This is a genomic window from Xanthomonas sp. NCPPB 1062 (assembly GCF_041481705.2).
GTDB lineage: Bacteria > Pseudomonadota > Gammaproteobacteria > Xanthomonadales > Xanthomonadaceae > Xanthomonas > Xanthomonas euvesicatoria.
Map to the genome: position 1 here is coordinate 921,633 of NZ_CM192987.1, position 18,473 is coordinate 940,105.

The 18,473-nt window shown below is 64.9% G+C and carries 14 protein-coding genes; 9 read left to right on the forward strand and 5 right to left on the reverse strand.

Translation table 11 applies throughout. From position 1 onward, the window contains the following. The first annotated feature begins 132 nt into the window (after nt 1–132). Together secA and ACCQ16_RS03990 are read left to right on the forward strand one after the other, a co-directional pair. Complete coding sequence (gene secA, locus ACCQ16_RS03985) at nt 133–2,871, forward strand: preprotein translocase subunit SecA (RefSeq protein WP_011346428.1); 2,739 nt, start codon at nt 133–135, stop codon at nt 2,869–2,871. A 323-nt stretch (nt 2,872–3,194) separates the two neighbouring features. Beyond that, nucleotides 3,195–4,142 (forward strand): Nudix family hydrolase, encoded by a 948-nt coding sequence (locus tag ACCQ16_RS03990; RefSeq protein ID WP_277573148.1) that lies wholly within the window; start codon nt 3,195–3,197, stop codon nt 4,140–4,142. 111 nt (nt 4,143–4,253) lie between these two features. Here ACCQ16_RS03990 and ACCQ16_RS03995 read toward each other — a convergent pair whose 3' ends face one another. The 3 genes from ACCQ16_RS03995 to ACCQ16_RS04005 are packed head-to-tail and all read right to left on the reverse strand — an operon-like array spanning nt 4,254 to nt 7,178. Continuing rightward, nucleotides 4,254–4,883: a hypothetical protein gene (locus ACCQ16_RS03995; protein ID WP_014089397.1), complete on the reverse strand. Its 630-nt coding sequence runs from the start codon at nt 4,881–4,883 to the stop codon at nt 4,254–4,256. A gap of 45 nt (nt 4,884–4,928) precedes the next feature. Then, entirely contained in the window at nt 4,929–5,756 is an 828-nt protein-coding gene (metF, locus tag ACCQ16_RS04000) for a methylenetetrahydrofolate reductase [NAD(P)H] (protein WP_008573251.1), read from the reverse strand. A gap of 39 nt (nt 5,757–5,795) precedes the next feature. Then, nucleotides 5,796–7,178, reverse strand: coding sequence for a glycoside hydrolase family 2 TIM barrel-domain containing protein (locus ACCQ16_RS04005; RefSeq protein WP_372380211.1), 1,383 nt, complete (start codon nt 7,176–7,178; stop codon nt 5,796–5,798). Nucleotides 7,179–7,588: 410 nt separating this feature from the next. On the opposite strand from ACCQ16_RS04005, the gene ACCQ16_RS04010 reads away from it, so the two are divergent. Together ACCQ16_RS04010 and ACCQ16_RS04015 are read left to right on the forward strand one after the other, a co-directional pair. Further along, nucleotides 7,589–8,566, forward strand: coding sequence for an NAD(P)H-quinone oxidoreductase (locus tag ACCQ16_RS04010; protein WP_218560340.1), 978 nt, complete (start codon nt 7,589–7,591; stop codon nt 8,564–8,566). A 239-nt stretch (nt 8,567–8,805) separates the two neighbouring features. Then, on the forward strand, nt 8,806–10,563 hold the full coding sequence (locus ACCQ16_RS04015; RefSeq protein WP_277569772.1) for a S53 family peptidase: 1,758 nt from the start codon (nt 8,806–8,808) through the stop codon (nt 10,561–10,563). A gap of 79 nt (nt 10,564–10,642) precedes the next feature. Here the strand turns inward: ACCQ16_RS04015 and ACCQ16_RS04020 are convergent, their stop codons facing one another. Then, complete coding sequence (locus tag ACCQ16_RS04020) at nt 10,643–11,047, reverse strand: VOC family protein (RefSeq protein WP_029818689.1); 405 nt, start codon at nt 11,045–11,047, stop codon at nt 10,643–10,645. 376 nt (nt 11,048–11,423) lie between these two features. Between ACCQ16_RS04020 and ACCQ16_RS04025 the strand changes: the two genes are divergently transcribed. After that, a complete protein-coding gene (locus ACCQ16_RS04025; protein ID WP_031421127.1) occupies nt 11,424–12,359 on the forward strand; it encodes a Gfo/Idh/MocA family protein in 936 nt (311 codons plus the stop codon). A gap of 401 nt (nt 12,360–12,760) precedes the next feature. On the opposite strand, the gene ACCQ16_RS04030 is transcribed toward ACCQ16_RS04025, so the two are convergent. Next, on the reverse strand, nt 12,761–14,131 hold the full coding sequence (locus tag ACCQ16_RS04030; protein WP_029818691.1) for an alpha-amylase family protein: 1,371 nt from the start codon (nt 14,129–14,131) through the stop codon (nt 12,761–12,763). Between the two features lie 713 nt (nt 14,132–14,844). Here ACCQ16_RS04030 and ACCQ16_RS04035 point away from each other — a divergent pair. The 4 genes from ACCQ16_RS04035 to ACCQ16_RS04050 all read left to right on the forward strand — a co-directional run bounded on the left by ACCQ16_RS04035 (nt 14,845) and on the right by ACCQ16_RS04050 (nt 18,451). Next, on the forward strand, nt 14,845–15,390 hold the full coding sequence (locus tag ACCQ16_RS04035; RefSeq protein ID WP_041469437.1) for a DUF2058 domain-containing protein: 546 nt from the start codon (nt 14,845–14,847) through the stop codon (nt 15,388–15,390). 233 nt (nt 15,391–15,623) lie between these two features. Beyond that, nucleotides 15,624–16,181 carry a DUF3228 family protein gene (locus ACCQ16_RS04040; RefSeq protein WP_029818693.1) on the forward strand — a complete coding sequence of 186 codons (558 nt, stop codon included), beginning with the start codon at nt 15,624–15,626 and terminating at the stop codon, nt 16,179–16,181. Between the two features lie 150 nt (nt 16,182–16,331). Further along, nucleotides 16,332–17,018 (forward strand): sulfotransferase family protein, encoded by a 687-nt coding sequence (locus ACCQ16_RS04045; RefSeq protein WP_005910850.1) that lies wholly within the window; start codon nt 16,332–16,334, stop codon nt 17,016–17,018. A gap of 500 nt (nt 17,019–17,518) precedes the next feature. After that, nucleotides 17,519–18,451, forward strand: coding sequence for a sulfotransferase domain-containing protein (locus ACCQ16_RS04050; RefSeq protein WP_277573150.1), 933 nt, complete (start codon nt 17,519–17,521; stop codon nt 18,449–18,451). The last annotated feature ends 22 nt before the right edge of the window (nt 18,452–18,473 follow it).

Consider the following 18,473-nt stretch of genomic DNA (forward strand, 5'->3'; position numbering starts at 1 on the left):
CGTGAAGGCCCGCCCCAAGCTACAATAGGGTGTTGCCATCGACAGGGCGCAGTGCGCCCTGTTTCGTTTACGGCGGTCGGGTCTGTGGGGACCGGCGTCGGTCAAACCGTTCCTTTTCAACCGGTTTCTTCAATGATCAACAGTCTGCTTACCCGTGTCTTTGGCAGTCGTAACGAACGCCAGCTGCGCCAGCTCAACCGCCTCGTCACCCAGATCAATGCGCTGGAGCCGACGATCGAGAAGCTCTCCGACGCCGAGCTGCAAGCCAAGACTCCGGAGTTCAAGCAGCGGCTTGCCGCCGGCGAGTCCCTGGACAAGATTCTTCCCGAAGCCTTCGCGGTATGCCGCGAGGCCAGCCGACGCGTGCTGGGCATGCGCCATTACGATGTGCAGCTGATCGGCGGCATGGTGTTGCACCTGGGCAAGATCGCCGAGATGCGCACCGGCGAAGGCAAGACCCTGGTAGCCACGCTGCCGGTGTACCTCAATGCGCTGCAGGGCGAGGGCGTGCACGTGGTCACGGTCAACGACTACCTGGCGCGCCGCGACGCCGCGCAGATGGGCAAGCTGTACAACTGGCTGGGCCTGAGCGTGGGCGTGGTGTATCCGGGCATGCCGCACAGCGACAAGCGCGAGGCCTACGGCGCCGACATCACCTACGGCACCAACAACGAATTCGGCTTCGATTACCTGCGCGACAACATGGCGCTGTCGCGCGCCGACCGCTATCAGCGCAACCTGCATTATGCGATCGTCGACGAAGTCGACTCGATCCTGATCGACGAAGCGCGCACTCCGCTGATCATCTCAGGCCCGGCCGACGAATCGCCGGAGCTGTACATCCGCGTCAATCGCATCGTGCCGCAGTTGACCAGGCAGGAAAGCGAAGAAGGCGAAGGCGATTTCTGGATCGACGAAAAGGGCAAGCAGGTGCATCTGTCCGAGGCGGGCATGGGCCACGCCGAAGAGTTGCTGTTGCAGGCCGGCATCCTGGAAAACGCCGAAGACGGGCTGTATGCCGCGCAGAACCTGAGCGTGGTGCACCACCTCAACGCGGCGCTGCGTGCGCATGCCATCTATCAGCGCGATGTGGATTACATCGTGCGCGATGGCGAAGTGGTGATCGTGGACGAATTCACCGGCCGCACGCTGTCCGGGCGTCGCTGGTCGGACGGCCTGCACCAGGCGGTCGAAGCGAAGGAAGGCGTGCCGGTCCAGCGCGAGAACCAGACCCTGGCCAGCATCACCTTCCAGAACCTGTTCCGCATGTACAAGAAGCTGTCCGGCATGACCGGTACGGCCGATACCGAAGCCTACGAATTCCAGAGCATCTACGGCCTGGAAGTGGTGGTGATTCCGACCAACCGCCCGACCGTGCGCAAGGACCATCCGGACCAGGTGTTCCTCAACCGCAAGGGCAAGTTCAACGCGGTGCTGGCCGACATCGAAGATTGCGCCAAGCGCGGCCAGCCGGTGCTGGTGGGAACCACCTCGATCGAGACCTCGGAGATGCTGTCCGAGCACCTGCGCAAGGCCGGGGTGAAGCACGAAGTGCTCAACGCCAAGCAGCACGAGCGCGAAGCGACCATCGTCGCCAACGCCGGCCAGCCGGGCGCGGTGACCATCGCCACCAACATGGCCGGTCGCGGTACCGATATCGTGCTGGGTGGCTCGTTGGAATCGGAGTATCACGCCCTCGGCGAAGACGCCAGCGAAGATGCGCGCTTCAAGATCAAGACCGAATGGCAGCGTCGTCATGACGCGGTCAAGGCGGCCGGCGGCCTGCACATCATCGGTACCGAACGCCACGAGTCGCGGCGTATCGACAACCAGCTGCGTGGCCGTGCCGGTCGTCAGGGCGACCCGGGTTCGTCGCGCTTCTATCTGTCGCTGGAAGACAACCTGATGCGCATCTTCGCCTCGGACTGGGTCCAGAAGGCGATGCGCATGATGGGCATGAAGGAAGACGACGTCATCGAAGACCGCCTGGTCAGCCGGCAGATCGAAAAGGCGCAGCGCAAGGTGGAAGCGCACAACTTCGACATCCGCAAGAACCTGCTGGATTTCGACGACGTCAACAACGATCAGCGCAAGGTGATCTATGCCCAGCGCGACGAATTGCTGGACGCCGAGTCGGTCAAGGACAACGTCGACGGAATTCGCGGCGATGTGATCTACGACCTGGTCGCACGCTTCGTGCCGCCCAATTCGGTCGACGAACAGTGGGATCTGAAGGGCCTGGAAGCCACGCTGGAGTCGGAGCTGGGCATGACCTTGTCGCTGACGGACATGGTGCGTGCGCAGGAAGAAATCGACGCCGAGCAGATCGCCGCCAAGGTGCAGACAGCGGTGGATGCGCACTTCGCCGAGAAGGAAGCTGCCATCGGCGCGGACACCATGCGCGCGCTGGAAAAGCACGTGATGCTGACCGTGCTCGACCAGGGCTGGAAGGAGCATCTGGCCAAGATGGATTACCTGCGCCAGGGCATCTACCTGCGCGGTTACGCGCAGAAGCAGCCCAAGCAGGAATACAAGAAGGAAGCCTTCGAGCTGTTCTCCGAGATGCTGGAGAACGTCAAGCGCGAGGTGATCAATCTGCTGGCGCGCGTGCGCATTCGCAGCGAAGAAGAAGTGGCCGAACTGGAAGAGCAGGAACGTCTCCAGGCGCAGGCGCGCTTGATGGCCTCGCAATTCCAGCACCAGGATGTGGGTGGCTACGGCGCCGAGGAGGAAGTGGAGCAGATGCAGGGCGGCAACGCGCCTGTGCCGGTGTCGCAGGTCACCCGCGACGAACCCAAGGTGGGCCGCAACGACCCATGCCCGTGCGGCAGCGGCAAGAAGTACAAGCACTGCCACGGTCAACTCAGCTGAGGCTGAGTTGACCGTGGAGCAGCCCGCTTTGCGGGCTGCTCACCCGCTATCCGCGTTGCCGATAGCGGGCTCACGGCGCTGATTCCAATCCCCTGCGCCTTCGGCGCGCCCCCCTTACCAAGGGGGGCTTTGCTTTCGGAATTATCGCGATGCTTTGCGGGCTACGAGGTTAAGCGGTAAGTGCGGCGTTGATCTGTTGCTCCGAGGCGGAGATTTGGGATTGGGGATTGGCAATGCCTGCGCAACGCCTGCGTTAGCAAATCCCGAATCTCCGATCCCGGCCTCATTGCGCTGTACCGCTCACTCGCGGCACTCTTGCCGCCATGCCTGATTCTCTTCGATCCATTCACGTCGTTGCCGGCGTGATCACCGACCCCCGCGGGCGCATCTTGCTGACCCGCCGCACCGAAACGCGCGACATGCCTGGCCTGTGGGAATTTCCGGGCGGCAAGCGCGAGCCTGGCGAGACCTCCGAACAAGCGTTGGTGCGCGAGCTCAACGAAGAGCTCGGCATCGAGGCGCAGGTGGGCGATTGGGTGATGGAAGTGCCGCAGCTCTATCCGGACAAGCGGCTGCGCCTGGAAGTACGTCATATCACGAGCTGGAAAGGCAGCCCGCGCGGCCGCGAAGGCCAGGCCATGACCTGGGTGGCGGCAGACAAGCTGGCCCGCTATTCGATGCCGCCGGCCGACGTGCCGGTGGTGGGCGCGCTACGGCAGCCCGACCGTTACCTGATCACGCCCGAGCCGGAGGAAGAGGCGCGCTGGCTGGAGGGCCTGGAGCTCGCATTGCACAACGGGATCACCCGGATCCAGCTGCGTGCGCGGCAGCTTGCGCCGGCGCGTTGGCAGGCGTTGTTGCAGCAGGTGATGCGCCTGCGTGGTCGCGCGCGTGCGCAACTGTTGCTCAATCGCGATATCGCGCTGGCTGCGGATCTGGGTATTGGCGTGCACCTGGGATCGGAGCAGCTGGCCGGTCTGCAGGAACGCCCGCTGCCTGCAGACCGACTCGTGGCTGCGTCGTGCCATGGCTTGGACGACCTGCGCCACGCCCAACGGATCGGCTGCGACTTTGCGGTGCTGGGCCCGGTGCAGGCGACCGCGTCGCATCCGGGCGCCACACCGATCGGCTGGGACGGTTTCGAGACCTTGCGCGAACAGGTCTGGCTGCCGATCTACGCGCTCGGCGGCATGCAGGGCGAAGATGTGCGTCAGGCGCGCTCGCATGGTGCGCAGGGTATCGCGGCGATCCGCGCGCTCTGGCCGCAATGAGCGCACCGCAGCGTCTGACGGCCGAACCGCCAGCGCAATGCCTTCGATCCCTGTTGCGGCGTGCAGCGGTCCTGCGGTGATCCCGCGCCGCCGGATGCCACGCATACGCTGCTAGAACGTCACCCAGAAGCAGTTGTATTGCCTGCGTAGCCGCAGCACGCTGCGCGCCGGCGTGCCGCTGGCGAGGTTCTGTTCCAGCCGCAGTCCCCAGGGGCGCGGGCGGCTGGGCGGGGTAGGCAGTGGCGCGTCGATGGCGCTGCCATCCAGCGACGATGTGGGCGCGGTGGTGTCGGCGTCCCAGGTGGGGGTGTCGCTTTGCGGATACATCGGCACGATATCCAGCAACGGGCGCTGCACGATGGCTTCCAGCCGGCTCAGCACCTGATTGGCGGCGGCATCGGATTGACCGCTCCACAGGTACAGGCTGGACAGGCGGTTGACGTCGCGGCTGTCCACCGCCAATTGCAGCAACGACACCAGTTCGCTCAGCCGCCGCGGGCAGCCGTAGCGATACAGGCCGGTATCGCCCTGCGGGCGGATGGCAGGCGGTGCGCGGCTGGCCGCGCCGACGTCTTCGCAGCGCCGGTCGGTGAACAGGGTTTGCCCGTCCGGCGCGACGCAGCGATGGATTTCCTGCGCCTGCACGCGCGCGGCGGGACAGGCGCAGAGCAAGAACAGCAGGGGCAGAAGGCGATGCATCGGCGCAGCGTAGCCGGGTAAGCGTGAGCTGGCGACATGCATGCGCGCGGGTGTGCGAGGGCGACGACTGGAATGCGAAGCAGGTGCTCAGCGTCCGAGCAGCTGCAACACCTGCGTGGTCGGCTTGGCCAGATTGAGGGTGTAGAAATGCAATGCCGGCGCGCCACCTGCGATCAGGCGCTGGCACAAGGCCGCCACGACCTCTGCGCCGAAGGCGCGCACTGCGTCGGCGTCGTCGCCGTAGGACTGCATCTTCTTGCCGATCCAGCGTGGAATCTCTGCGCCGCATTGCTCGGAAAACCGCCGCAGCTGCGAGAAATTGGAGATCGGCATGATGCCGGGAATGATCGGTATCTCCACGCCCATCCGCTGCACTGCGTCGCGGAAATGAAAGTAGGCATCGGCGTTGTAGAAATACTGGGTAATGGCCGCATCGGCGCCGGCATCGACCTTGGCCTTGAAATAGCGCAGGTCGCTGAGCGCGTCGGCCGCCTGCGGATGGGTTTCCGGATAGGCGCCGACTTCGATCCGGAACGCGGCGCCGTGCTCGGCGCGGATGAAGGCGATCAGGTCCGAGGCGTAACGCAGGTCCCCGGGATGGCCCATGCCCGACGGCAGGTCGCCACGCAGCGCAACGATGCGGGTGCAACCGATGGCGCGATACAGCTTGAGCAGCTCGCGGATTTCCTGCCGGCTGCCGCCGACGCAGGACAGGTGCGGCGCCGCTTCGAAGCCATGCTTCTGCTTGAGGTGGCGTACCGTTTCGGAGGTGTAGCTGAGCGTGGAGCCGCCGGCGCCGAAGGTGCACGACACGTACTCCGGCGCGTAGCCCTTCAACCTGGCTGCAGTGCGGTCCAGTTGCGCGCGCTGATCATCGGTCTTGGGCGGGTAGAACTCGAAACTGAGATGCGTCATCGCGGCGGTTCCGGCGGATCGTCTGGCGATAATATCGCTTCATCGCGATGAATGCATATCAGATTGCGACGGTTCCGATGCGCACTGTCGCAGGGCCGGTGAGGGCGGCAGCACGCGGAATGGCAGGTTGGCATAGCCGGCGCGGCCGGCGTCATCGCGCACTTCCACAAACAAGCGGTAATTGCCCGGCGGTGGTGCGATCAGGCGCACCTCCTCGCCCGTAGCGCGTGCGCCGTTGCGACCACCGGGCATGCGGTTCGGCGCAATGGCGGCATCGACCAGCGGTGGCAACGTCTCGGGGTCGCCCCCGATGCTGCGCGCGGTGCTTTCGCTGCGCACGTGCCAGTCGTAGCGCAGTACGGATGCGCCGCTGGCACGAATGCGTGCGGTCACGGCCTGGCCTGGGCGAAGGCTCACGCTGTCGGCGGCGCGTTGGCCAGCCAGCGTGAGCGCCGCTACCGTGGGCGCCCGGGTGGCTGGCCATTGGCCGGTCCACAGCAATTGCAATGTGTCCACGCTGGGCGTGGCCTCGCCCGAAGACAGGAACAGGCCATACCAGGTGGGCGTGCGCTCCTGCTTGTCGCCCCACAGAAACACGAACGAGCCCAGCCCCTGGCGGGTGTCGCTGGCGATGTCGCTGCGGTAGCGCTGTTCCAGCAATAGCGCCTTGCGCGTGCTGTCGTCTTCGATCGGTGCGCCCCACGAGGTGGTCGGCGATTCCCAGTGCCCGGTGGGGCCCCATTCGGTGACCACGTAAGGGCCGCGCCAACCGCTCTCGTGCAGCTTTTGCGGGAGCGCTGCGATATCGCCGTAGAGCTGCACGGCGATCAGGTCCAGTGCCGGCGCGCGCGTCTTGAGTTGGTCGATGAGTTGCTTGTCGAAACCGGCCAGCGTGGTGGTGACCGGATGATCCGGGTCGATGGCATGGATCGCCTCGGCGATCTCGCCGACCGCATTCCAGACCTTGGGATTGGTGTAATCCAGATTGAGCTCGTTACCGACCACCCACATTAGCACCGCCGGATGCGCCGCCGATTGCCGTACCTGCGCAAGGATGCGTTGCAGTTGCTGTTTCACTGCCGTTGCATCGTCGTAATCGAAGCCATGTCGCTGGTTGCCGACCTCAATGCCGACCGCCACTTTCAGGCCGTTGCCTTGTGCGCGATCGAGCAGGGCGCGCTGGCGTTGCGGGTCCGGATCCACGCGCCAGGTGCGCAACGCGTTGCCGCCGCGTGCGGCCAGCGTTTCCATGCTGCCATTGCCCAGGCCGGCACCCTTGATCACGAAGGGAGCGCCATCCACCAACAGGCGGTAGCCGTCTGCTTCCTGCGCAATGCGCACCTGCGCCGCGCTGACCTGCGTGCTCGCGGCCAGTGCGAACACGCAGACGGCGATGACGCGCGCATTGCATGGCAGTTGCATGGCGACTCCTGGTGGTCAGCAAGACACCAGCATAGGCCGGGATACCGTGATGCGGGCGGCCGCGCAGCATCTGCCTGGTTGGGGTTGCTTGCGGGCAATCGCATCCGGTTCTGGGGACTGGGTTGCAATCGCGCGCCGCTTGCCTGCTTGAAGTTGCTGCGCATTCGGTGAGCGCAGCGCTTTGCGCCATTGGGCTGCAATGCGACATGCAGGAAGAGGTTGGCGAAGACCGCTTGTCCCATGCGCATGGTGTCCTTCGAACATTACGCAGTACCGCGGCGTTGTCGAAGACCCACCATCGCTGGCTTGCCGCTGCCGTGGCAATGCCTGCTGGAAACCGTGGAGTGCATCTGCGCCGGGCGTTGACGCCTGCACGCCTACACTGGGCGCACTTTCCATGGAGCGCTTTCATGAGCGATACCACGATGACCGCCATCGCCATCCGCGATGGCAAGGGCGACGCCGAGGCGCTGTACGCCACCGAACAACCGCGCCCGCGTCCGGCACCGGGGCAGGTGCTGATCCGCGTGCATGCCGCCGGCATCAATCGCCCGGATCTGCTGCAACGCGCCGGGCACTACCCGCCGCCACCTGGCGCGCCGGAAACGCTGGGGCTGGAAATCGCCGGCGAAATCGTCGAGCCGGCTGGTCGCTGGAAGGTGGGCGAGCGCGTGTGCGCGCTGCTGGGTGGCGGTGGCTACGCGCAATACGCCGCCGTCGATGCGCGTCACGTACTGCCCATTCCCGCCGGCATGGATCTGGTGCACGCCGCCGCGTTACCGGAAACCATCTTCACTGCCTATGCCAATCTGTTCGAACACGGCCGGCTCGCGGCAGGCCAATGGCTGCTGTTGCATGGTGCGACCTCGGGCATCGGCGTTACGGCGATCCAGATGGCCAAGGCGGCGGGCGCGCACGTGCTGGCCACCGCGCGCTCGGCCAGCAAGGCGGCACAGGCGCGCGAGTTGGGCGCCGATGTGGCGATCGATTCCACCACTGCGTCGTTTGTCGAGGTGGCCAAGGCGCACGGCGGCGTGGATGTTGCGCTCGACATGGTGGGCGCTGCGGTCTTCGCCGACACCCTGGAAGCGCTCAACCCGCGCGGACGCATCGTCTACATCGCCTCGCAGGCCGGCGCCACCATCGAGGTGCCGATTCCGGTGCTGATGCGCAAGCAGGCGGTCATCACCGGCTCGACGCTACGCCCGCGCAATGCAGACGAAAAAGCCCGGCTGGCGGCGGAAGTGGAGCGCGTGGTGTGGCCATGGATCGAGCAGGGCAAGCTGCGCGTACTGCTCGACAAGTGCTTCCCGCTGAGCGAAGCGGCTGCGGCGCATCGTTACCTGGAGCAGGGCAGTCACCTGGGCAAGGTGGTGCTGGAGATGTAGCACGTAGCCACTGGCCTCAACCAGCTCGGCGCCAGCGGCTGCAGGCGCCGTGCGCCCGGCGATCGACAAGCGCCGGCGGCGCCACCGCGCAATCGCACAGCTACCTCGGCACGAGGTTCGCGTGGCAGTTCGCGGCCGCATCGTTTTACGCACACAGAGTTCGCACTGTTGCGCCTGAAACCACTGCCGCCTCGTGAGAATCCGCAGCCTGTTAACTCACGATCAATGGCGGCACACGAATGATGACGCGCTCTTTCTCTCAGGCCGTCCTGGCTTGCGCCGTCGCGCTGGGTATGACCGGTGTCGCGCAGGCAGCCGAACAGGCACCTGCGCAACTCGCCGTCGGTGGCGCGCTGGCGCCGCAACGCATCCTGCAGGTGGGATTGGTGCTCAAGCCGCAGGTGACCATGCGTCAGCAACAAGCGGCGGTGGAGCAGTGGTTGACCCGCGATGGCGGCGATCCGGTGTTGCGCGGCCAACTGGCACGCGCATCGGCTGCTTCCACCCGCGATATCGCACAGGTCAAGGCCTATCTGAGCCGGTATGGCATCACCGATGTACGCCCGGCCATCGATGGCCGCCTGCTGCAGGTTCGCGCGACAGCGGCGGCATTGCAGGCTGCCCTTGGCACCCCGCTGCGTGCAGTGAGTGCCGATGGCCGCCTCGGCGTTGCCGCTGCGCAGGGCACGGTCGCAGTGCCGGCCGGCTTGCAGGCGGTGGTGCAAGGTGTGGTTGGCCTGGACGGCACGGCCGGCGCCAGGGTCACCCCGCACTGGGCGCCGCTGGGCGCCGCGCGCACATCGTTGTTGAACAGCAGCGCCGTGACGGCCGCCAACAGCGGCGGCGCAGAAGTCGTGCGCCACAGCATCGAAGAGCTCAATAGCGCGTACGGCGCCGATACGCTGGCACCGGCCAGCGATATCGTCGGTGCGGTCATTGCCGCCGGCAATCTGGAAAATACCCTCGCGCGGCTGCAGAGCTTCCAGGACCTGCACGGCCTGCACACCCCGGTCACGGTGGTGACGGTGGGCGACCCTAGCGCGCCGGGTTACCAGTCCGATGCCGCCAGCAAGGATTCGGAAGTCGAGTGGGACATGGATACCCAGTTGCTGGTCGGCAGCGCCGGCGGGTTGAAGCGCCTGATCATCTACAACATCCCGGACTTTTCCTGGAAGAGCATGATCGATGGCATGGCGCGCGCGGCCGACGACAATCTGGCCCGCGTGGTCAGCATGTCGATCTATGGGCAGGAAATCCAGGTCAACGACGCGGTCTTCCAGGCCATGGACGCCAGCCTGACCAAGGCGGTGCGTCAGGGGCAGAACTTCCTGATCTGCAGCGGCGACGACGGCGTCTACCTGCCGCTGAGCGCACGCGCCAACGCGCCTTATTACGACACGCTGGCGGGGCGCCCGGACCTGCGCCAGGTCGGTTGGCCGGCCTCGCACCGCTACGCGATTGCGGTGGGCGCCACCGAGTTGCTGACCCAGGGCGGCAACCCCGGCAGCTACGCCTCCGAGCGCGTCTGGAATGCCGGTGTCGGCCGCCACCTCAGCCAGGGCGGCCTCAGCAAGATTGCCTATGCGCCGCAGTGGCAGCGCACCCTGCTGCCGGGGCAGACGGCCTCCGGCTACCGCGCTGTGCCCGACGTCAGCTTCAATGGCTCGTTCTACAGCAGTGCGCAGATCCGCGGCACCGATGCGCAAGGGAACGAGGCTGCCTGGTATGTGTGGGGGACCAGTGCCGCCACCCCGACCTTCGCCGGCTATATCGCCCGGCTGTTGCAGTCGCATCCCACTCTGGGCTTCGTCGCGCCGCAGATCTATCAGTACGCGAGCCAGCGTCACGATGCGCAGCGCGCCCATGACGTGGTGGTCGGCAGCAATGGCCTGTATCGCGATGGATACAACGCGAGCTACGGTTGGGACTTCGCGTCGGGTTGGGGCAGCATGAACATCGGCGACTTCGACCGTTTCCTGACGCAGGCAGCGCCATGACCTTCACTGCGCATGGCGAGCTCGCTGTCGCTGCGCATTAACCCACCGATATTCCAACGTTGCGTAGCGGCGGTGCTGGTTACCGTGGCGGCGTACAGTCGACCACCGCTTCGATGTGGTGGCCGTCCGGGTCGATGACGAACGCGGTGTAATAGTCATCGCCATAATCCGGTCGCAAGCCGGGTGCGCCATTGCAGTGACCGCCGTGCCGTAGCGCGGCTCGGTGAAACGCGTCCACGGCGGACGCGTCGGTGGCGGCAAATGCCAGATGGAATCCGACCCCCGGGGCACATTGCGTTGCCTGGCGTTGTTTCAACGCCAGGCAATCGTCGCCACCGGGCCTGCCATCGCCGACCGCCTGGTCGAGCGTGCCTGGCTCCAGATCGGACCACACCCGCACATAGCCAGGCGCACCCAGCGTTGCGTCGAAAAATTCGGCGGATATCTCGATCGTACGAACGCCCAGCGAAACGTGATGCAACATCGGTGCAGCCTTCGATGGCGACGGCACATCGGCGTGCCGGCAGCGATACTTGTCTGCACGCGCGCCGGCGTCAATCGCATGCTGCAAAAGAGGCTAGTGGCGTGTGGTCGAGCACCGCCAATTCCAACCGCCGCGCCGACACCATCTGCAGCCGTCGCGCATTGTCTTCGTGGCGCAACTGAGCAGGCCCGGTAGGCAGCGGCTGGCATACAGGTATAGCAAAACAAGCAGGAGCGATGTCTCGCAGTGGGCTGCACGCTGACCGTACACTGCGCCGTCGCGTGCGCTCTCCGCATCGCGCCGCTGCAGCATTGGCCAGGCAGTGTGCGTGCAGGCGTTCGCATCGGTGGCCACCCCTACCAGCACGAAGGTTTCGATGAAGCATCCAGACGCATTGCGTATCGCCCTTGTCGGGATCGGCAAGATCGCCCGCGACCAGCACGTGCCGACCATCGCTGCGCGCGACGATGTGCAGCTGGTGGCCACCGTGAGCCGGCATGGCACGGTCGACGGTGTGCCTGCCTATCACACCCTGGAAGACGCATTTGCCGCCCAGCCGCAGATCGAAGCGGTGGCCTTGTGCACGCCACCGGTCGGACGGCACGCTTTGGCGCAGGCCGCGTTGATGGCCGGCCGCCATGTGTTTCTGGAGAAGCCGCCGGCTGCCACGCTCGCCGAAATTCATGACCTGCAGGACGTGGCGCGGCGTGCGCAACGTAGCCTGTTCACCAGCTGGCATTCGCGTTGCGCAGCCGGTGTCGAGCCTGCCCGTGCATGGTTGGCCGACAAGCAACTCGTGCGCGCGCACATCACCTGGAAGGAAGACATTCGCCACTGGCATCCGGGCCAGGACTGGATTCTGGAACCTGGCGGCATGGGGGTGTTCGACCCCGGCATCAATGCGCTCTCCATCGTGACCCATCTGCTGCCGCGCAGCTTGGCGCTGCGCGACGCCGAGCTGCATACCCCGGAAAACCGCCAGGCGCCGCTGTATGCCAGGCTCGCATTCGTCGACACCGCAGGACTCCCGGTAACGGCCGAATTCGATTTCCTGCAGACCGGCCACCAGCGCTGGGACATCGAAGTGGAAACCACCGCGGGCCTGCTCATGCTCAGCGAAGGCGGGGCCAAGTTGAGCATCGATGGGCAACTTAAGGCGCTGCCAGCGTCCAGCGAATACGACGGCTTGTACGGGCGCTTCGTGCAGCTGGTGCGCGCGGGCCAATCGGAAGTGGATATTGCACCGTTCGTGCACGTGGCAGATGCGTTCATGCTCGGCGCGCGCCATGTCACCGCAGCGTTCGCCTGGTAAGTCGTTCTGCCGCTCGCCAATGGTGAACACCGCTGGTCAATGCCAGCGGTCCTGCGGCCGACTGCGATCGATGGAAGCGGGTTCGGGGCACACAATCGTGCGCCGCTGCCAGCGTCGTCCGCCCACCGCGGTGCGCGGTGCGCAGGAAACGGGCCGACTGCAAGGCGTGTTGGCGGTCCATCGATGCGAGTGGGCGTGTACTGCACCCCGCGGCATCCTGGTGCAGTCGATCGGCGCCAGCACGTAGAGGCAACGAAGCCCCCATACGCCGGTTTGCGTCGGGGGCTTCGCCTTGATCGCACTGCGGCGTGGCGTGCAACGTCGCACGCCGACGCGCCAGTCACCATTTCAAACGATGGGAGCACTGCAAGGTAGTGCCACCGCCATGCTGTGGTGGCTGCTCAGCGGCGCCACATGCGCGCCCCGCGCGCCGGCAGGGTAAAGGTGTACGAGCTGCTGGAAATGCGCACCACGTTGCCCGAGCCCAACGCGTCCACGTAGTCGGCATTCCAGTACAACACGCTGTTGTTCATTCCCACCGTGGTGGTGACCGGGTTGCCGCACTTGTTGATGCCCACGATGCCCAGGCTGCCGCGACGGAACAGGATATGGCAGGAGCTGGACGACAAGACCTGCATGTCGGTGCCCTGCACGCCATTATGGAAGCCGATCATGCGGCGTAGGTCGTCGCGGAGATAGGCGTTGACCCAGCGGTTGTCGCCGCTTTCGTTGTTGTCGGTATAGATCATCGGCATGCCGCCGTTGCGACCGATCAGGTATGCGTAGGCCAGCGTCTCATCCACCGGGTCGAGAATTGCGTAGCGGAAGCCGGCGTTGTTGGGAATGTCGTGGGTCACTGCAAAGGTCACGGCGCGATTGCCCGGCAATGCCTGTCCGGACGCGGCGGGGTCCACCAGCTGCTGCATGCTGGCGCCGATCGCGAACGCATTGCGCACCGCATTGAACAACGGAAAGTCGTAGGCTGCATGCGGCGTGGATTGCAGATACGGGGCCAGGAACTGGTCGTAATCGCCATTGCCTGTACCGCCGCCGGTGATCACTTCACCGAAGACATACACACCCGAGCGGATGCCGGCATCGAAGACGCGATTGAGATGGTCGAAGGTCATGTGCTTGGCCGCATCCACCCGGAAGCCGGTCACGCCAATGCTCTTGAGCGCTTGCAGATAGGCGCGTTGTTGCTGCACCACCCAGTCGTTGCCCACGAGATCCGGCAGGCCTGGATCGCTGCCGCCGCCGCAAATGCGGTAATTACGCACCTGGTAGGCGTCGTTGTAGTTGCTGATGCATTGCGCCGGGCCGAAATCGCTGGCGCTGAGGAAGTTTGACTGCAGCGTGCCGAACAGACGCAGCGAATCGTAACGGCCGGGGTTTGCAGCGTACTGCGACAGCACCGCGCTGCCCGGGTAATTGAGGTCTGAACGCGTGGCCGCTTCGTTGGCCATGTGGTTGAACACGATGTCGGCATAGGTTTCCACGCCGTTGTTGGCCAGCGCCTGGACCATCTTCTTGAATGCAGCGGTGTCGCCGAGCGGGTTGTCGATCAGGCGAATGTCCTGGGGCTGATAGCGCGCCCACCACGCGCTTCCTTCGGAGCGGTACGCGGGGGCGACCAGCACCTTGCGATAGCCTGCATCGGCAATCTGTTTGGCGCGCGCTTCGACGGTGGCATACGGCCAGTTGAAGGCATGCAGGATGACATCGGCCTGCGCGTTGGCGGTGGTCAGCAGCAGGACCAATGCGGTCAGCAAGAGACGTGCACCGCGTTGTATCAGGGAAGGTGGGGCATGAGCAGGCGTGTTGCGCATCGGATCGATCTCCAGTGGTAAGCGCAGGCCGACGCGCAGTGCGCGATGCCCGCATCAAGGCTTCCGGCCCCTGTTCCGGAAAGCGCGCACGGCGTGCAGCGCGCGGTGATGCTAAGCGCGCATCGCGGCGCAGCATGGGGGTTGTGCATACGTATTCACTGCAGCGGGCCAGCAATCTGGGCGCCGGGTTGGGCGCCAACGGCGCGATTGGTCGCAAAAATCAGGGAACCACACGGCCGTTGCAATCTCGCCTGCACTTGCCTTGTCACATCAATGCTTGGCGATAGGCAATGCTCATCGTTAGCATGCGGCGCGTGCAACGTGGCCGGCGCAATCTCGCTGGACCGTCGCGGGTGACACAGATCAGCTGCTTCGCTGTTCGCCGCCGGCAGTGTGCACGTCATCGTTGCACGCTGCGCTGCCCTCGTGTGGCAAGGCCAAGGTGCCGATTTGCGGCTTGCATGCCGCATCCGCATCGTGCCGAGCAGCAACCGCCCGCCGCAGCGGCGATAAGCCCGAACCTGCGGCTGGCTGCGCCTGGCAGCGGCATGGCTGCAATCTGGATTGCAGGCGATCCCAACGGCTCGGCCCGGCCACGACGATGGGCCGGTGCTGGCCGCGTTAAACTAGTCGCCAGTCCACTGCCCGGCCTCCCGATGCGCAATCCATTGCAAGAACAGCTGCTCAAGGCCGGCCTGGTGAAAAAAGCCCAGGTGGACAAGGTTGCGCGCGAACAGGTCAAACAGCGCCATGCCAAGGGCGCGGCGGTGCAGCCGGCGGCGACGGACAAGATCGATGCGGCGCGCCTGCAGGCCGAGCGTGCCGAGCGCGATCGTGCGCTGGCCCAAGAGCGCAACGTGCAGGTGCGCCAGCAGGAAGTGCTCGCGCAGGTGCGGCAGATCGTGGAGACCAACAAGGTCAAGCGCGAAGGCGAGATCGACTACCGCTTCAACGACGGCAGCGTGATCCGCAGCGTGCTGGTCAACACGACGCTGCGCAGCCAGTTGGCCAGCGGCGCGCTGGTGATCGTGCGGTACGGTGATGGTTTCGAGCTGATTCCGCGTGCGGCCGCCGACAAGGTTTACAGCCGCGATGCCGATGCGGTGGTGCTGGACCACGGACGCAACAGCGCGCCGGCTGCGGCCGACAGCGATGACGAGTACTACAGCCAGTTCAAGGTGCCGGACGATTTGATCTGGTAGCGCCGGCGAACGGCCGCTTGGGTGATTGCCGGACGGATCCCGCTCCGCCGCAGGCGCGACATTGCTGCATGCTGCGTACCTGCATGCTGTCGGTGCATGTTCGGTGACTGTCGGGAACCAGGCCAGGCACTCGGGCCAGTCCGATCGCCGCGCGGTCGGCTGATGCTGATCAACGTAGTCGTGCGAACGCCTGCGCGCTACCCTGGCGCTCTTTGTCGCCGCATACCCCACTCATGTCGATCGTCCTGACCCAGTTCGCCCGCACCCGCTTGTTTCCGCGCGATGGGCGTCGCAATGCCATCCAGGACTGCACGCCGGAGCAGTTCATCCAGCGGCTCAACGACGAGGCGCCGCTACGCGTGATCGAGGGCTATGCGCCGTTTTGCCAATTGCATGTGCACCGCAACTGGACCTCGACCCGCTGCCTCACCATTCCCATTACCGAAGACAACCGGCACCTGCTGCGTTCCGGCTACGAGGCACGCAGCACGCAGGAATTGGCCGTGCTGGTGCGGTGGTTCGAAGGTGTCGAGCCACCGGTGGCCGGCTATCTGCTGCCCATCCTCTACAGCCGCGAGCAGTTGGCCAAGGAAGGCACGCCCATCGAGGCAGACTGGGGTGTGGTCGGTTGTCTGTACACCGCAGAGCCGGACGAGATTCCGATGGCACCGATCACCATGTTGCGCAATGCCCTGGGCGTGGAAGAGGGCGGCTCGGGCACGCCGCTGGACCGCGAGGCATATCGGCGTAGCGTGGCGTTCTGGGAGCGCAATGCCAATTGGCGCGGGTGAGCGCGTCGTTGCGATCCGCGTTCTTGTCCGCCACTTAAATCGCGCATGGCGCGTGTAGTTGCCACATCCATCCTGACTGCCAATGCCGGGACGTACGCCACGGCTGCGTGCTAGGTTGCCGCCCTGCGTGTAACGGATCGGAGAATCGCCATGTCGTTAGAAGTGCTTGGTGCTGGCCTAGGCCGAACCGGGACGCTGTCGCTGAAGTTCGCGCTGGAACATTTGGGATTTGGACCGTGTTATCACGCCACGGAGGTCGCCGCGAACATGCGTACGGCACTGCCGCTGTGGAATGCCGCCGAGCGCGGTGCCGCAGACTGGTCGACCATCTTCGCCGGCTACCGTTCGAGCACCGACCATCCTGGTTGCTATTACTGGCGGCAATTGATTGAGGTATATCCGCAGGCCAAGGTCGTCCTGACGGTGCGCGATCCCGACAGCTGGTTCGAGTCGGTGACCCAGACCATCCTGATGCCGGGCAGAAAGAGCACCTTCGTCGGCCCCGAAGGCGAAACATTCAGTACGTTCTTGAAGCAGCAGATGGGCGGGCGCAGTCAGGACCGCGCCTTCATGGTCGACTACTTCAATCGCTGGAATCAGGCGGTGATCGATACGGTGCCAGCCGAACGGCTGCTGGTATTTTCGGCTCGGCAAGGCTGGGCGCCACTATGCAGCTTCCTCGGCGTACCGCTGCCGCACAAGCCTTACCCACACTTGCACGCACGGCCGCGGCTGCGTTGGTTTACGCGCGGCTTGCGTCTGCCGGACGACGTTGCCGCACGCGAGCGACACGTGCGCGAATATCTGGAGTACCTGCGCGAAGATCTGTTCGGATAAACGCACATTGCGTGGCTTATTCTGCGACACATGCCCGATAATTTGATTTTAAAAATAAAGTACCAACCATAATGTTGATTGGCCATATGACTATTGCTAGCCTGAATAAGGCGAATGTCAGAGTTCGCCATTTCTGAAACTTCCAGAAGAGGTGCGCGTGATGAAAACTGCCAAAGCCATGCTGTCACTCGTGTTTTCGAAGATTCTAAAAATGTTTGGTCCGCGCAAGGTGGCGTATATCTACACGCAGTGACTGCAATGCCAGGGCAGGCTTTGCCGGATGGCCCGCATGCACGCGCATCGTCGGCGACGGCGATGCGCGCTGCCGCAGGTCACCGATGTGCTGCAAGTGCAGTGTGCGGATGTGCGGATGTGCGGCAGACGTTATGCCGTCTTGCCGGGACTTGGAGCCAGGCGCGGATGCGGATCATGCGGTTGCGAAGTGTTCACGCGTGCATATCCGATGAGCCCGATGCGATGACAACCGACAGGACGCCGATGTGGGCATGCCCTTCAAGCAGCGCGAATATCCCAATCGCTTTTTCGACTCGACAGTCTGGAACGACTTCGCCTTTCGCGACGACGATGTCGTCATCGCCAGCTATGCCAAGGCAGGGACGACCTGGGTGCAGCAGATCGTCGCGCAACTGATCTTCGGCGGCACCGAGGAGATCGAGGTGTCGCGGCTGTCGCCCTGGTTCGACTCGGTGTATCCGGACAAGGCCACCAAGCAGCGGCTGCTCGCCGAGCAACGCCATCGCCGCTTCGTGAAAACCCATCTGCCCGCCGATGCGCTGGTGCTATCCGAACGCGCCCGCTATCTCTACGTCGGCCGCGATGCGCGCGACATCGTCTGGAGCCTGTACGACCATCAGCGGGCAGTCAGCGCGGATGCACAGGCGCGTCTGGATGCGGAGCCCTCCAGCAACGGTAAATTGAAGGTCATGCCGCCGCCCACGTGCTCGGTGGAGGACTATTTCCAGAACTGGATGCGCGCCGATGGTGCGCCGCTGTGGCCGTTCTGGGAGGGCGTGCGTTCCTGGTGGGCGCTGCGCGATTACGACAACGTGCTGCTGGTGCATTACGCCGCGTTGCTGCATGACCTGCCTGCGCAAGTGCGGCGCATTGCCGCATTCCTGGATATCCCGCTGGATGCCAAGTGCTGCGAGCGCGTGCTGGCGCACTGTAGTCTGGACTACATGCGCGCGCACGCGGCGCGCTACGTTCCACAGGGCGCCGGTTTCTGGCGCGACGGCGGCCGAGCCTTCTTCAATCAAGGTCTCAATGGGCGGTGGCGTGACCGACTGGCACCGGCAGTCGATGCGGCCTATCGCCAGCGTGTTGTCGCCGAGCTTGGCGCCGAGTGCGCGCATTGGCTCGCCACCGGCGATGTTGCGTCGGCGGCGCATGCGACGACCGGGATGGTTGCTTAGGGTGGCCAGCGACTCTTTCGCG

Bases quoted from the DNA above. Each gene is read 5' to 3' on its own strand.
- ACCQ16_RS04025 (WP_031421127.1), top strand. From the start codon at position 11,424: ATGAAGCATCCAGACGCATTGCGTATCGCCCTTGTCGGGATCGGCAAG.
- metF (WP_008573251.1), bottom strand. From the start codon at position 5,756: ATGACGCATCTCAGTTTCGAGTTCTACCCGCCCAAGACCGATGATCAG.
- ACCQ16_RS03990 (WP_277573148.1), top strand. From the start codon at position 3,195: ATGCCTGATTCTCTTCGATCCATTCACGTCGTTGCCGGCGTGATCACC.
- ACCQ16_RS04020 (WP_029818689.1), bottom strand. From the start codon at position 11,047: ATGTTGCATCACGTTTCGCTGGGCGTTCGTACGATCGAGATATCCGCC.
- ACCQ16_RS04010 (WP_218560340.1), top strand. From the start codon at position 7,589: ATGAGCGATACCACGATGACCGCCATCGCCATCCGCGATGGCAAGGGC.
- ACCQ16_RS04040 (WP_029818693.1), top strand. From the start codon at position 15,624: ATGTCGATCGTCCTGACCCAGTTCGCCCGCACCCGCTTGTTTCCGCGC.
- ACCQ16_RS03995 (WP_014089397.1), bottom strand. From the start codon at position 4,883: ATGCATGTCGCCAGCTCACGCTTACCCGGCTACGCTGCGCCGATGCAT.
- ACCQ16_RS04035 (WP_041469437.1), top strand. From the start codon at position 14,845: ATGCGCAATCCATTGCAAGAACAGCTGCTCAAGGCCGGCCTGGTGAAA.
- secA (WP_011346428.1), top strand. From the start codon at position 133: ATGATCAACAGTCTGCTTACCCGTGTCTTTGGCAGTCGTAACGAACGC.
- ACCQ16_RS04015 (WP_277569772.1), top strand. From the start codon at position 8,806: ATGATGACGCGCTCTTTCTCTCAGGCCGTCCTGGCTTGCGCCGTCGCG.
- ACCQ16_RS04045 (WP_005910850.1), top strand. From the start codon at position 16,332: ATGTCGTTAGAAGTGCTTGGTGCTGGCCTAGGCCGAACCGGGACGCTG.
- ACCQ16_RS04005 (WP_372380211.1), bottom strand. From the start codon at position 7,178: ATGCAACTGCCATGCAATGCGCGCGTCATCGCCGTCTGCGTGTTCGCA.